Source organism: Mesorhizobium sp. ISC11, assembly GCF_037162595.1.
GTDB lineage: Bacteria > Pseudomonadota > Alphaproteobacteria > Rhizobiales > Rhizobiaceae > Mesorhizobium > Mesorhizobium ciceri.
Genome location: NZ_JAVSPW010000001.1, coordinates 1,838,366 through 1,850,933 on the forward strand (window position 1 = coordinate 1,838,366; position 12,568 = coordinate 1,850,933).

General features: G+C 62.9%; 16 protein-coding genes. 2 read left to right on the top strand and 14 right to left on the bottom strand.

The window, feature by feature from the left end; all coding sequences use genetic code 11:
* Nucleotides 1-40: 40 nt before the first annotated feature.
* From RPF88_RS09160 to RPF88_RS09175, 4 genes are all read right to left on the bottom strand, one after another.
* On the bottom strand, nucleotides 41-739 hold the full coding sequence (locus RPF88_RS09160) for a DnaJ domain-containing protein (protein WP_224619234.1): 699 nt from the start codon (nucleotides 737-739) through the stop codon (nucleotides 41-43).
* The gene (locus RPF88_RS09165) at nucleotides 739-1,470 is read right to left on the bottom strand and encodes a VWA domain-containing protein (RefSeq protein WP_164919949.1); all 732 of its coding nucleotides are present in this window, start codon (nucleotides 1,468-1,470) and stop codon (nucleotides 739-741) included. The genes RPF88_RS09160 and RPF88_RS09165 overlap by 1 nt, the downstream gene beginning before the upstream one ends.
* An 84-nt stretch (nucleotides 1,471-1,554) precedes the next feature.
* Nucleotides 1,555-1,992, bottom strand: coding sequence for a DUF1489 family protein (locus tag RPF88_RS09170; RefSeq protein WP_337122219.1), 438 nt, complete (start codon nucleotides 1,990-1,992; stop codon nucleotides 1,555-1,557).
* A gap of 76 nt (nucleotides 1,993-2,068) precedes the next feature.
* Nucleotides 2,069-3,472, bottom strand: a complete 1,404-nt coding sequence (locus tag RPF88_RS09175) for an L-serine ammonia-lyase (protein ID WP_013531781.1) — start codon at nucleotides 3,470-3,472, stop codon at nucleotides 2,069-2,071.
* Between the two features lie 178 nt (nucleotides 3,473-3,650).
* Here RPF88_RS09175 and RPF88_RS09180 point away from each other — a divergent pair, with 178 nt between their 5' ends.
* Nucleotides 3,651-4,364 (top strand): DUF599 domain-containing protein, encoded by a 714-nt coding sequence (locus RPF88_RS09180; protein ID WP_013531782.1) that lies wholly within the window; start codon nucleotides 3,651-3,653, stop codon nucleotides 4,362-4,364.
* On the opposite strand, the gene RPF88_RS09185 is transcribed toward RPF88_RS09180, so the two are convergent.
* The 7 genes from RPF88_RS09185 to RPF88_RS09215 form a co-directional block, all read right to left on the bottom strand.
* The gene (locus tag RPF88_RS09185) at nucleotides 4,343-5,134 is read right to left on the bottom strand and encodes a YdcF family protein (RefSeq protein WP_024503482.1); all 792 of its coding nucleotides are present in this window, start codon (nucleotides 5,132-5,134) and stop codon (nucleotides 4,343-4,345) included. The two genes, RPF88_RS09180 and RPF88_RS09185, sit on opposite strands and share 22 nt — an antisense overlap.
* Nucleotides 5,135-5,141: 7 nt before the next feature.
* Nucleotides 5,142-5,672, bottom strand: a complete 531-nt coding sequence (locus RPF88_RS09190; RefSeq protein WP_337122220.1) for a hypothetical protein — start codon at nucleotides 5,670-5,672, stop codon at nucleotides 5,142-5,144.
* Nucleotides 5,673-5,674: 2 nt separating this feature from the next.
* Nucleotides 5,675-7,240, bottom strand: a complete 1,566-nt coding sequence (locus RPF88_RS09195) for an amidase (protein WP_063172098.1) — start codon at nucleotides 7,238-7,240, stop codon at nucleotides 5,675-5,677.
* Entirely contained in the window at nucleotides 7,240-7,695 is a 456-nt protein-coding gene (locus RPF88_RS09200; protein ID WP_013531786.1) for a GNAT family N-acetyltransferase, read from the bottom strand. The genes RPF88_RS09195 and RPF88_RS09200 overlap by 1 nt, the downstream gene beginning before the upstream one ends.
* A gap of 8 nt (nucleotides 7,696-7,703) precedes the next feature.
* Nucleotides 7,704-7,991: an Asp-tRNA(Asn)/Glu-tRNA(Gln) amidotransferase subunit GatC gene (gatC, locus tag RPF88_RS09205; RefSeq protein ID WP_013531787.1), complete on the bottom strand. Its 288-nt coding sequence runs from the start codon at nucleotides 7,989-7,991 to the stop codon at nucleotides 7,704-7,706.
* A 130-nt stretch (nucleotides 7,992-8,121) separates the two neighbouring features.
* On the bottom strand, nucleotides 8,122-8,508 hold the full coding sequence (locus RPF88_RS09210; protein ID WP_032899252.1) for a hypothetical protein: 387 nt from the start codon (nucleotides 8,506-8,508) through the stop codon (nucleotides 8,122-8,124).
* Between the two features lie 54 nt (nucleotides 8,509-8,562).
* Nucleotides 8,563-9,270 carry a metal-dependent hydrolase gene (locus RPF88_RS09215; protein ID WP_337122221.1) on the bottom strand — a complete coding sequence of 236 codons (708 nt, stop codon included), beginning with the start codon at nucleotides 9,268-9,270 and terminating at the stop codon, nucleotides 8,563-8,565.
* A 122-nt stretch (nucleotides 9,271-9,392) separates the two neighbouring features.
* On the opposite strand from RPF88_RS09215, the gene ruvX reads away from it, so the two are divergent.
* On the top strand, nucleotides 9,393-9,899 hold the full coding sequence (gene ruvX, locus RPF88_RS09220) for a Holliday junction resolvase RuvX (RefSeq protein ID WP_013531790.1): 507 nt from the start codon (nucleotides 9,393-9,395) through the stop codon (nucleotides 9,897-9,899).
* Here the strand turns inward: ruvX and RPF88_RS09225 are convergent.
* The 3 genes from RPF88_RS09225 to RPF88_RS09235 form a co-directional block, all read right to left on the bottom strand.
* Entirely contained in the window at nucleotides 9,817-10,158 is a 342-nt protein-coding gene (locus RPF88_RS09225) for a DUF6105 family protein (RefSeq protein WP_337122222.1), read from the bottom strand. The two genes, ruvX and RPF88_RS09225, sit on opposite strands and share 83 nt — an antisense overlap.
* A complete protein-coding gene (locus RPF88_RS09230; protein WP_013531792.1) occupies nucleotides 10,158-10,727 on the bottom strand; it encodes a hypothetical protein in 570 nt (189 codons plus the stop codon). The genes RPF88_RS09225 and RPF88_RS09230 overlap by 1 nt, the downstream gene beginning before the upstream one ends.
* Nucleotides 10,728-10,921: 194 nt before the next feature.
* Nucleotides 10,922-12,550 (bottom strand): DNA alkylation response protein, encoded by a 1,629-nt coding sequence (locus RPF88_RS09235; RefSeq protein WP_013531793.1) that lies wholly within the window; start codon nucleotides 12,548-12,550, stop codon nucleotides 10,922-10,924.
* Nucleotides 12,551-12,568: the final 18 nt, after the last annotated feature.

Here is a 12,568-nt window from a genome sequence, read left to right on the forward strand (position 1 = left end):
GTGGAAATCATCTCCCGGAAAAATTCTGCGTCGAAGGAGACTAGTTGTGATTGGAGAGCAAGACGTCCTTGGCTTCGTTAATCCGCGCCGCCAGGAAAGACGTGCCGCCGACATCGGGGTGCAGGCGCTGCATCAGGCGGCGGTGCGCCTTGCGGACATCCGCCGCGGCGGCCCCCGCTTCAAGACCAAGGACCTTGTAGGCCTCCTCCTTAGTCATGGCGCCCGGACCTGGCGCAACACCCAGCCCTTCGCCACCGTTCGTCTCAGTGTTTTTGCGCCAGACGGGAAATCTGCCGTCAAGATACGTCTCTAGCAACTGCCGGCTCTCCGGATCACCGGAGAGTTCGCGGTAGAGATGCTGCAATTCCATCAGCCCCATCGCGCCAAGCATCTTGCCTTCGTGGCGGCCAGCCAGGACCAGTCCTTCGAGGCCGCCGGTATCGTGATCGAGCTCCATTTCCAATGCCGCTGTGCGCACCGTCGAGCGTTTGCCCGGCGCAAGCCCCGCCGGCTGGCGTTTCATTCGCATGGAACCATACCAGGCAATTGCCGCGGTGAGGATCATGCCGCCGACGCCTTCACGGCCGACCACCAGCACGGCGACGCCGACAACTGCCAGAAGAGCCGGCCCGAGCGTTCGCAGCGTGCCCGCCAGTTTCGCTGGCTCGGCACGCAGAAAAATCGTCACCGCGCCGAGCAGCAGCAAAAGCAACGCTACAAAAGCGATGATTGCGCCCATTATTTTCCGCCACCCCGCAGATGCTCGATCATCAGCCGGTCTTCCGGCCTGCCTCTGGCTTCGAGCGCCTTCAACCCGCCGGTCGCGAACACGGCGACAGCCGAAAGCAGTCCGGCCAGGGTCGCGGCAGCCCGCCGATCAAACCGGAACCAGGCCCCCTTTGACAGCCGCGCAACCTCTTTGAACGCCTTTTCCGCGCTGGAATCATGGCCTTCCTGAAAGACGAAGACAGGAACGCCATGAAGGCCGAGGCTGCCGGCCTTTTCGGCCAGATCGTCGATATCCTCTTCCATCGCATCGCCGATATAGACCAGCGCATTGACCTTAGCGGTTGCCGTCTGTTTCAACGCATGCGCCAGCACCTTGCCGATCTGGGTATGACCGCTGCGGCACTCGATCCGCGTCATCAGCTGCTTCAAGGCATTGGTGTCGCTCACGAAAGCGGACGAACGGCACTCGCCAAGACCGCGAAAATAAACCAGTTGCACGCTGAGGGTTCCTGCCTTGCCGACGGCGTCGAACATCTGGCCCTGCAGCGTGCAGGCCAGATCCCATGTCGGCTGGCGGCTCATCGTCGCGTCGAGAGCAAGGATCAGCCTGCCCGAACCGGTCGCCGATGCGGCAAGTGTCCTCGCCTGGCGAATGAAGGTGTCGATCTCGCCGGCGTTGGATTGGGGCTTGATCGGCGCAGGATTGGTCCTCGCTGGCACAGGTTGCTTCTTATCGCTCATAAAAAACAAGATGTGGCGTTGCCACATCGCTTGCAAGCCCCACATCGGGTGGCACAAAGGGCCAGACGGTGATGCCACCTGGGGTCAGAGCAGGCCGAGGTCGGCAAGCTCGCGCCTGAGTTTCGGCGGCATCTCGATCAGTCCGACCTTGCCCTTGCCCAGATCGAGCGGCGCGTCGGCCGGCTTCAGATAGCGCCAGCCCTGAAAGGCCCGGCGCGGCTGCCAGTCGGTTCGAACAACCTCGGGGTCGAGAATCAGGTGGCAGCGGCCGATGCCTTCACTATCGGTGAACGGCCGGATCTCGGTGATCAGTTGGCGGCACTGCACATTTCCTTTGATCACCCAATAGAGCGAACCGCCATCGGTGACCTCGGCGCCGCGCGTCGGCATCATGCGCGTGGTGTGATATTGCTCGACCGGCTCACCGGCGCGCCGCCGCTCGTCGAGGCGGAAGGCGATCCACTCCTCGAGATCTTCGACGCTGTCGCAGCCGACACAGAGTTTTATGAGATTGAGAGACATCGCTTAAGGTTAGTCCCGCATGCGGACGCGTCAACGACCGGATCGACTTCTCCACAGTGGCAGTTTAGGCCAGCCTTCAGCATTCCACGACGTTGACGGCGAGCCCACCCAGGCTGGTTTCCTTGTACTTCTCGTTCATGTCGAGGCCGGTCTGGCGCATGGTCTCGATCGCTGCATCGAGAGGTACGAAATGGGTGCCGTCGCCCTTGATGGCCAGTGACGCTGCCGTCACCGCCTTGACCGCGCCCAGCGCATTGCGCTCGATGCACGGCACCTGCACCAGCCCGCCAACCGGATCGCAGGTCATGCCGAGATGGTGTTCGAGCGCGATCTCGGCGGCATTCTCGACCTGCTCGGGCGTACCGCCCATGACGGCGCACAGGCCGGCCGCCGCCATTGCCGATGCCGACCCAACCTCGCCCTGACAGCCGACCTCGGCGCCGGAGATCGAAGCATTGGTCTTGATGATGCCGCCGACGGCAGCAGCCGTCAGCAGGAAATCACGAATGCTCGGCTGGTCCGCCTCGGGATGGAAATGCAGCCAGTAGCGCAGCACCGCCGGCAGCGTGCCGGCCGCACCGTTGGTCGGCGCTGTGACGACCCGGCCGCCAGCGGCGTTTTCCTCGTTCACCGCCATGGCGTAGATCGACAGCCAGTCATTGGCGAGCAAGGGATTGGGCTTGTTCTGCTGCCATTGCTCCTGCAGCTTGTCATGCAGCATGCGGGCACGGCGGCGCACCTTCAACCCGCCCGGCATGATGCCGTCCTGCGACAGGCCACGGTCGATACAGCCTTTCATGGCGCTCCAGATGCCGTCGAGGCCGGCGTCGAGCGCCTCGCGCGTCATCTGCGTCTCCTCGTTGACGCGTTTCATGTCGGCGATGGAAAGGCCGCTTTTGCCGGCCATGGCCAGCATCTCGACCGCATTCTTGAACGGATAAGGCACTTTCTTGCCTTCCGTCGTCACCGATCCCTTGGCCTTCATCCGCTGCAGTTCCTCTTCGGAAACCACGAAGCCGCCGCCGATCGAATAATAGATGCGCTTGAGCAGCAGGCGGCCGCCGGAATCATAGGCGTAGAACGCCATGCCGTTGGCGTGGCCGGTGAGCGGCGTCTTGCGGTCCAGCACCAGATCGGTGGCCGGATCGAAGCGATAGGTGGGATGGCCGGGCGGCGAAATACGCTTTTCGGCGGCGATGCGGCTGGCAATGCCATCGGCCTGGTCGGGATCGACCGTCTGCGGCGTCAGACCGGCAAGGCCGAGCATGACGGCGCGGTCACTGCCGTGGCCGATGCCGGTATAGGCGAGTGACCCGTGCAGGCTGGCGCCAAGGCGGTCGACCTTCACACCCGCCGGGCGCGGCCAGTCATTTCCCGCGACCTCGTCGAGAAACCGCGCCGCGGCGGTCATCGGTCCCATCGTGTGCGAACTCGAGGGTCCTATGCCGATCTTGAACAGGTCGAAAACCGAAAGGAACACGCGGCGTTGTCTCCTGGAGTCAGGTCGAGGACTACATATAGGAATTCCCACGATGTTTCCGCTCTTTTGGAAATCGCGGCGCTGCACCCGCCGACCTTGTTTGCTCCGGCAGCGACATTGGCACGATCGCTGTATGCGGACATCGAAGCGATCGCGCTGAATGTGATAAATTCAGGCCATGGGCGATTCCCTCGATCTTTCGACAGCCGATCTCGCGGCGCTGGCCTTCTTCCTCGTCGCGTGGCTGCTGCACACGTTTGCCTCCGACGGCAAGCTTGTCAGCCGGGTGTCGCTGACGACGGCGATGAATGCACAGCGGCAAGCCTGGATGCGGACCATGGCCGAGCGCGAGATCCGCATCGTCGACACCGCCATCATGAGCGGGCTGCAGCAAGGCACCGCCTTTTTCGCCTCCAGCTCGCTGATCGCGATCGGCGGCTGCTTTGCCCTGCTCGGCGCGTCCGACCGGGTTCTTGAAGTGCTCAGCGACCTGCCTCTGGGTGGCGCGCCGTCGCGCGCGGCCTTCCAGATAAAGGTGTTTGGGCTGGTGCTGATCCTGGCGTTTTCGTTCTTCAAATTCGGCTGGGCGTACCGGCTGTTCAATTATTGCACGATCCTGATCGGCGCCGTGCCAATCCCGCATGGCGAAGCCTCGCGCAATCCGGTCACCGAAACGGCGGTGTGGCGTGCGGCGCAAATGAACATGCTGGCCGGAAAGCACTTCAACTCCGGCCTGCGCGGCGTGTTCTTCTCGATCGGTTATCTCGGCTGGTTCGTCGACCCCATGGTGTTCGTGTTGTCGACGCTGTTGCTGCTGGCGGTGCTGGTGCGGCGCCAGTTCTTCTCGGCGGCCAGGCAGGCGGTGATCGGTCAGCCACCCGGAAAAGGCTGATCGATCCGGCCTGACAGCCAGTAGGCAAAAAGCCCGATCCATTCCCGGATGGCCATGGTGGTGGCCTGCAGCGAATCGGCTGGATTGTCGCGGAACAGGCCGACGCCTTCCCGTCCCGAGGTGCGATAGTCGACCGGCCATGGAACGGTTGCAAAGCCGGCCTTGTCGAACAGCGCCTTGGCGCGCGGCATATGGAAGGCCGAGGTCACCAGCAGCCAGGTCTCGCCGGGCTTCGGCGTTACCAACTCCTTGGTGAAGACCGCGTTCTCATAGGTGTTGCGGGACTTGTTCTCCAGGATCATACGGTCGGCGGCCACGCCAAGCGCGGTGAGCAGGCGCGGCGCGGTTGCGGCATCGCCCTCGCCATCGAGAAACAACGCGCCGGTGCCGCCGGAGACGACCACCTTGGCGGTGGGAAAGCGCCGGGCGAGAATCGCGGTCTCGACCATCCGATCGCCGCTGCTGTTCAGCTCATAGCCGCCGCGCGCCAGATTGATGGCGCCCTCGAAGCCGCCGCCGAGCACGACGATGCCGTCGACCTTTTCCGGCAGCGGCGGGCGTTGAAAGCGCTCTTCCAACGGATTGAGCATCATGGCGCCGAGCGACGTCCATGCTGACAGTGCAAGGATCAAAAATGCCAGCACGCTGCCGGCGGCCGCTAACCGTCGGCGCCCGATCGTGACCGCGAGCAGTCCCGCTAGCAGCAGGAAGATCGCCAGGTTGAGCGGCTGGATGAAGAACCAGAAGATCTTGGAAAGGTAGAAGAACATTGGCTGCCTATCGTCGGCTCGAATTCTCACGACCGATGAAGTGCTCGACGGCACTTGTCACAGCCTCGGCCTCGGGCCGGCTCAACTCCCTGCCGAAAACAAGGACGCCGTTGGTGTTGGTCAACCTGATGACTTCCGATAGCCCCGCTTCATCCGTTGGATAGGTATGGTCGAGGATTTCGGCCTCAAGGTGCCCTTTCAAAGGCAATGAGGAACGATTTCGCACAAAACCCCTGACGTCGCGCACGGCTGCCACGTCGATTAGCCGCAGGGTTTCCTTGCCGAACACCAGCCACATGAAATCCTTGCCGAGGAAGTAGGTGAAGAGGGCAATGATCGCAGTGAACGACAGCAGTCCGAGAGTGCCGCTGGCGACGTTTGCGGGCGACGTGTCGGTCAATCCCATGTAGCCGGTGTAGGCAACGATCGCGGCCCCAACCAGGACGAAGCCCATCCTGAAATCCGAGATGCGCGGTGGGTTGGTTATCAGCAGTTCGTCTTCCGTCTCGACGATGGAAATGCGAGACGGGGGCGGCATCTCTACCACCACTTCTCCGGCTGGAATGTGCCGGCGGCTTGCTCGATGACGGCGGCGGTCTGGAACAGGGTTTCCTCGTCAAACGGCCGGCCGATCAACTGAAGCCCGAGCGGCAAACCCTTGGCGTCGAGCCCGGCGGGCACAGCGATGCCCGGCAGGCCGGCCATGTTCACCGTGACGGTGAAGATGTCGTTCAGGTACATCTTGACCGGATCGGCAGCCATGTCCTCGTCGGCGATGCCGAAGGCGGCGGATGGCGTTGCCGGGGTCAGGATGACATCGACGCCGGCGGCGAAGACAGTCTCGAAATCCCGCTTGATCAGATTGCGCACCTTCTGCGCCTGCAGATAGTAGGCGTCGTAATAGCCGGCCGACAGCACATAGGTGCCGATCATGATACGGCGCTTGACCTCACGGCCGAAACCGGCGGCACGGGTCTTCTCATACATGTCGACGATATCCTTGCCCGGCACGCGCAAGCCGTAGCGGACGCCATCGTAGCGGGCGAGATTGGACGAAGCCTCGGCGGGCGCCACGATGTAATAGGCGGGCAGCGCGTATTTCGTATGCGGCAGGGAAATATCGACGATCTCGGCGCCGGCGTCCTTCAGCCAGGCAATGCCCTTCTGCCACAGCGCTTCGATCTCTTCGGGCATGCCCTCGACGCGGTACTCCCTGGGAATGCCGACCTTCATGCCCTTGATCGGCTTGCCGATCGCGGCCTCATAGTCCGGTACCGGCATGTCGACCGACGTCGTGTCCTTCGGATCGACGGAGGCCATCGACTTCAGCAGGATCGCGGCATCGCGCACGTCACGAGCGATCGGGCCGGCCTGGTCGAGCGACGAGGCGAAGGCGACGATGCCCCAGCGCGAGCAGCGGCCATAGGTCGGCTTGATGCCGACCGTGCCGGTGAAGGCGGCCGGCTGGCGGATCGAGCCGCCAGTATCCGTCGCGGTCGCGCCGGCACACAGGAAGGCCGACACTGCGGTTGCCGAACCGCCGGAAGAACCGCCCGGCACCAGCTGCGCATTGTCCAGGCTGCGCGCGGTCCTGGTGCCGCCGGCCGAGACGAAGCCGCCATCACCCTGATGCGTCGTCGGCATCACCACCGTGTCTAGGCGCGAGCGCCGCCACGGATTGATGACCGGGCCATAGTAGGACGTCTCGTTGGACGAGCCCATGGCGAACTCGTCCATGTTGAGTTTACCGAGCATGACGGCGCCGTCGGCCCACAGATTTGACGTAACGGTCGATTCGTAGCGCGGCTTGAACCCGTCCAGCACATGACTGCAGGCCTGCGTATGGACGCCTTCGGTGCCGAACAGGTCCTTGATTCCGAGCGGGATGCCTTCCAGCGCACCGCCCTCGCCCTTGACCAGCCTTGCGTCGGACGCCTTGGCCATGTCGCGCGCCTTGTCGCCTGTCACCGCGACATAGGCATTGAGCGCGGGATTGGCGCGATCGATGGCCGAGAGATAGGCCTCGGTGATCTCGGTCGCGGTGATTTCCTTGCCGTGCAGCTTGGCGCGGGCCTGTGAAATCGTCAGCTGGGTCAGGTCGCTCATCAAAGGCTCTTTTCGTAAAACACCGACCACTCGGAATCGGGATAATCCAGCACCGGGCCGCAACGCGAAAACCCGGCGCGTTCGTAGACGGTCCACGCCGCGGGGTGACGGTCGCCCGTCTCCAGCACCAGGCGCTTCAGCCCCTCGTTGCGCGCCAGCGCCTCGACCTGCTCGACGATTTTCGCGCCGATCTTCTGCCCGCGATGCGAGGGCCGCGTGTACATGCGCTTGACCTCGCCGACAGCGCCGTCATGGCGTTTCAGCGCACCGCAGCCAATGGCCATGCCGTTGTCGCGGGCGATGAAGACAGTCGTGTCCTCACCAGCCATCTGCTCGACCGTCAGATGGTAGCAATGCTCCGGCGGCGTCAGTTCGAGCAAGGTCTGGTTGAGTTCCTCGACCAGGCCGCGCACGTCGTCCTGCAGTGGCGTTTCAATGGCGATGTCGATTGCCATCGGCCGGTTTACTCCACGACCTTCGGCACGAGGAAGAAATTCTCTTCGGTCGCCGGCGCGTTGGCGACGATGTCAGCTGCCTTGCCGCCGTCAGTAACAACGTCCTGACGCTTCTTCATGTCCATCGGCGTCACCGAGGTCATCGGTTCGATGCCGGAAACATCGACCTCATTCAGCTGTTCGACGAAGCCCAGAATGGCGTTCAGCTCGCCGGTCATCCGTTCGGCATCTTCCTCGCTCACTGCAATGCGGGCGAGATGCGCGACGCGCTTCACTGTCTGAAGATCTACGGACATGTTTTTGCCTCGGGGAAAACCAGTTCGGGCTATAGCGGCGCCGCGCGCGCTGCGCAACATGCATCGTGCGAGAGACCAGGCTGCGGCGGCGGCCTAGTCTTCGGCCATCGATCCACGCACAGGATGATGTCTACGGCAGGGCAACGCCCTCGCACAAATAGTAGCTGCCGCTGTTGCCGCTTGCTTCGCTTTCGTCGTTGACGGGCCGGACCGACACGAGATCGATCTGCTTCTCATTCATTTGCGTCACCGAGAGGACATCCGGGAAGACATAGCCCGGTTCCTGGCAGAGGGCCGTCACCGCCCAGCTCGGCGAAGCGGTCGCCTTGCTGACCTGCAGAAACTCGCAATTGTATTCCACGCTCTGCAGGCCGTGCGCCGAAAGCACGATGTTGCCGGCGTCGATCAGCGTTTGCAGCGTGTCCTTTTTGGCCTGCGTGCAAAGCTCTTCGGACTGAAGGTAGACGCCTTCGATGAAGTCATCCGCGGCGAGCGCGGGCGACGCCGCGACAAACATGGAAACGCAAAGAGATCGCCCCAATACCATGGATTTATTCCACTTTAGCTGTTTCTAGATCGTAATCGTCTCACCGATTTTCGGCAACGCCACCCTTACACCGGATCCTTCCAGGCCGGCCTCGAACTTATCGGCGGTCGGGTCGATCATCGGAAACGTGCCGAAGTGGCAGGGAACCACGGTGTCGAATTTGAAGAAGCGCCGGCAGGCAAGTGCCGCCACCGCGCCGCCCATGGTGAAGCGGTCGCCGATCGGCACCAGGCCTATCTTCGGCTCATGCAACTCGTTGATTAGCGCCATGTCGGAGAAGATGTCGGTGTCGCCCATGTGATAGAGCGTTTTGTCTTCCGGGAAATGCAGGACGAGGCCGCCCGGATTGCCGAGATAGGTGTTCTGGCCGCCCTCGCCCGGGAACGAGGATGAGTGCAGCGCCTGGACAAAAGTGGTGGTGAAGCTGCCGCAATCGACGGTGCCGCCGATGTTGCCGGGATTGATCTTCTTGTCGCTGACGCCCTTGCCGACCAGATACATGCAGATCTCGAAATTGGCGACGAGCTGGGCGCCGGTTTTGCCGAGCACCTCCACCGCGCCGCTGATGTGGTCGCTGTGGCCATGCGTCAGCAGCACATGCGTGACACCCTCAGCCGGGCCCTCCCAGCCACCCGTCCATGACGGATTGCCTATCAGATAGGGGTCGATGAGGATCTTGACATCAGCGGTATCGATCCGAAAGGCCGAGTGGCCGTACCAGGTCAGTTTCATGAATGCATTCCTCGATTTTTGACTTGCCAAAGGATAGAACGCCAGTGGCCCCGAGATCAAAGGGTTACTTGTCCGCCACGCGTTTGACAAAACACCTGGTGGTGAAAGGCGAAGGACGGCCGGTGGGCATTATCACGATCGAAGAATTGCCGGCGCGGTTAGCCGGCGGTAAGACGCTGGCGGGGCTTGACCTCGGCGACAAGACGATCGGCGTCGCGGTCTCGGACCAGAGGTTTTCCTTCGCCCATCCGCGTCCGGTCATCATGCGAAGGAAATTTTCGCTCGATGCGGCGGTGCTGCTCGCCTTGCTGCAGAAGGAGAATGCCGGCGCCGTGGTGATTGGGCTGCCGATCAACATGGACGGCTCGGAAGGTCCGCGTGCGCAGAAATCGCGCGCCTTCGTCCGTAACATGGCACAAATGAGCGACCTGCCCTTCGTGCTCTGGGACGAAAGGCTATCGACGGTCGCGGCCGAAAGGACGCTGATCGAGATGGATTTCTCGCGCCGCAAGCGCGCCGGCAAGATCGATTCGGCGGCAGCCGCGTTTATTCTGCAGGGAGTTTTGGACCGGCTTCAGTCGCTCCACGCATCCGCTCGAACGGAACCGGACCCGCCCAGCGCTGTCTGACCCAGCCGGCGATTTCGCGGCGACGGCGGAATGCCCAAAGCGCCATCAGCAGCAACCCGTCGAAGACGCACGTCTTCGCCACCATGCCGGGGATGATCGCCGGATCGATGCCGAGCATCTGACCGTAGAGCTGGAAGAAGACGTCGTGCATCTGGCGGCTGAGCATCGCGTAGCCGAAATTGATGTCATTGGCCGACAGATAGAACCAGCCCCAGAAAATCGCCATCGGCGCCGCCCAGAATCCGAAGATGTAGCGCATCAGCGGCCTCCCCTGGGATTGGAGCCGGTTTTGGACACCGTTCGGCCTGATATGAGTGAAAGCAGCGAATTGTGGGCTGCGGCTTTTGCCATGCCGTGCGCGACGGCATGGATCTCGCCTTCGCCCGAAGCCGCTGCCGCAACCACGGACCGCCGTTCGGCAAGCATGGCGACATAGGATGCCAGAAGTGCTGCCAGCTGCACGGCAACAGCCATGAACAGCCCGTTTATGCCTTGCGCAGCACCCCCGATGACGATCAGCGACAACACGCCGGACGCGCAGATGAAGGCGATGCGGGCAACGCTGTCGGCGTCCGGGCTGGTCGCGTCGTTGACCAGGGCTTCGACAAAGGCCCAGAAAAACAGAACCGCGACGACCAGCAATGCGGTGGCAAGCGGCGCCACGACAACGAAATTGTCGAGGTTGACGAAGCGGGTACCCTCGATTGTGGCACCGATCACGCCGAGCGCCGCCGCCACACCACGGTTTCCGTCGATGCAGATGAGCGCAAGCAGGGCGAAAACAATCGTCCAGTGCAAGGTCAGAAAAGAGGTCAGTACCTGTCGCATCGGTGTTCCTGCTTCGCAAAGCAGGAGACGGCCAATCTGAACCATTGCCTGCTTGCGCCGGGACAGTGGGCCTTGCCGCTCGCCATCGCAACGGAAACCATTTGTTAAGGTTAACGGAAATTAGCCATATGCGAGAGGATACGGACCAACGCCTCAAAACTGTGGATGGCGCCGGTTTTTGCGATGCTCGCGGCTCAGTTCACTGGCGGATAGAGCGTGTCGATGATCATGCGTGCATCGTGGCGCGAATCGATCATGCCATAGGTGTTGCGCCATTGGCCGGCCAATCGCGTCTCGACGAAAGCGTCGGCGATCCGCCCTGCCCCCAGACGGCGCAATTCTGCCGCCGCAGCCGACAGAGCCAGCTGCTCGGTGAGCAGCCGAGCCGAACCTTCGTCGGTTGAAGCGACCTGCATCGCCGCCTTCAGCACGCCGATCGTGCCGCGTCCGCCGGCGCCGAGATCGCGGTCGATGCCGGCCAGTACATCCTCGAACAGGCCGGGCGCACGGCCAAGCACGCGCAGCACGTCGAGCGCCATGACATTGCCCGAGCCCTCCCAGATCGCGTTGACCGGGGCCTCGCGATAATAGCGGGCGAGCGGCGCCTCCTCGACATAGCCATTGCCGCCGAGGCACTCCATCGCCTCATAGAGCAAAGGCGGCGCGATCTTGCAGACCCAGTATTTGACGACCGGCGTCATGGCGCGGGCAAACGCCGCTTCACCGCGGTCGCTGGCCGCCTCGTCGAAGGACCGCGCCAGCCGGAACGACAGTGCGGTGGCGGCGGCGACATCGAGTGCCATGTCCGCCAGCACGCGCTGCATCAACGGCTGCTCGATCAGGGTCGAACCGAACACCTGACGATGGCGGGCATGATGAACGGCCTCGGCGAGGCCCGCGCGCATGATCGCCGACGAGGCGATGGCACAATCGAGCCGGGTGAGCGTCACCATGTCCATGATCGTCTTCACACCGGCACCGGGTTCGCCGACCATCTCGCCGATGGCATTGACGAATTCGACTTCGGAGGATGCGTTGGAACGGTTGCCGAGCTTGTCCTTCAGCCGCTGGAAGCGGAAGCCGTTGCCCGAGCCGTCACCGAGAACGCGCGGTACGAGGAAGCACGACAGCCCCTCCGGCGCCTGCGCCAGCACCAGGAAGGCATCCGACATCGGCGCCGACATGAACCATTTGTGCCCGGTCAGACGATAAAAACCGCTGCCGGCGCGTTCCGCCCTCGTCACATTGGCGCGCACATCGGTGCCGCCCTGTTTCTCGGTCATGCCCATGCCGAGCGTCAGCCCGGTTTTCTCGACCGGCGGCTTTTGGCTCTGGTCATATTTGCGCGTCGTCACGCGCGGCGCCCATTCACGAAACAGTTTCGGGCTTGCCATCAAGGCCGCCAGCGAAGCATTGGTCATGGTGATGGGGCACAGATGCCCGGTCTCGAGCTCCGCCGTCAGATAAAACCGGGCGGCACGGACCTGATGGCGGCGGCCGATCTCGGTGTCGCCGTTTTCCCACACCGAGGAATGCAGCCCATTGGCCACGGAGCGGCGCATCAAGGCGTGATAGGCGGGATGGAACTCGACCACGTCGATGCGCCGTCCTTGGCGATCATGCGTCCTCAGCTTCGGCGTCTCGACATTGGCGAGGCGCGCCAGTTCCTGCGCCTCCTGCGTCAGCACGAAACGGCCGAGACCGTCGAGTTCCCGGCGCACCGGATCGGAAAAACGCTCCGCGAGCTGGATCAGCAACGGATCGCCCCGCCAGGCGTTGCCGCCCGTCAGCGGCGGCGGCTGGTTCGTCACGTCGTCGGTCACGCCCAATCCTTCTATCGT

Bases quoted from the DNA above. Each gene is read 5' to 3' on its own strand.
- RPF88_RS09160 (WP_224619234.1), bottom strand. From the start codon at position 739: ATGGGCGCAATCATCGCTTTTGTAGCGTTGCTTTTGCTGCTGCTCGGC.
- RPF88_RS09165 (WP_164919949.1), bottom strand. From the start codon at position 1,470: ATGAGCGATAAGAAGCAACCTGTGCCAGCGAGGACCAATCCTGCGCCG.
- RPF88_RS09170 (WP_337122219.1), bottom strand. From the start codon at position 1,992: ATGTCTCTCAATCTCATAAAACTCTGTGTCGGCTGCGACAGCGTCGAA.
- RPF88_RS09180 (WP_013531782.1), top strand. From the start codon at position 3,651: ATGGGCGATTCCCTCGATCTTTCGACAGCCGATCTCGCGGCGCTGGCC.
- RPF88_RS09185 (WP_024503482.1), bottom strand. From the start codon at position 5,134: ATGTTCTTCTACCTTTCCAAGATCTTCTGGTTCTTCATCCAGCCGCTC.
- RPF88_RS09190 (WP_337122220.1), bottom strand. From the start codon at position 5,672: ATGCCGCCCCCGTCTCGCATTTCCATCGTCGAGACGGAAGACGAACTG.
- RPF88_RS09195 (WP_063172098.1), bottom strand. From the start codon at position 7,240: ATGAGCGACCTGACCCAGCTGACGATTTCACAGGCCCGCGCCAAGCTG.
- RPF88_RS09200 (WP_013531786.1), bottom strand. From the start codon at position 7,695: ATGGCAATCGACATCGCCATTGAAACGCCACTGCAGGACGACGTGCGC.
- gatC (WP_013531787.1), bottom strand. From the start codon at position 7,991: ATGTCCGTAGATCTTCAGACAGTGAAGCGCGTCGCGCATCTCGCCCGC.
- RPF88_RS09210 (WP_032899252.1), bottom strand. From the start codon at position 8,508: ATGTTTGTCGCGGCGTCGCCCGCGCTCGCCGCGGATGACTTCATCGAA.
- RPF88_RS09215 (WP_337122221.1), bottom strand. From the start codon at position 9,270: ATGAAACTGACCTGGTACGGCCACTCGGCCTTTCGGATCGATACCGCT.
- RPF88_RS09225 (WP_337122222.1), bottom strand. From the start codon at position 10,158: ATGCGCTACATCTTCGGATTCTGGGCGGCGCCGATGGCGATTTTCTGG.
- RPF88_RS09230 (WP_013531792.1), bottom strand. From the start codon at position 10,727: ATGCGACAGGTACTGACCTCTTTTCTGACCTTGCACTGGACGATTGTT.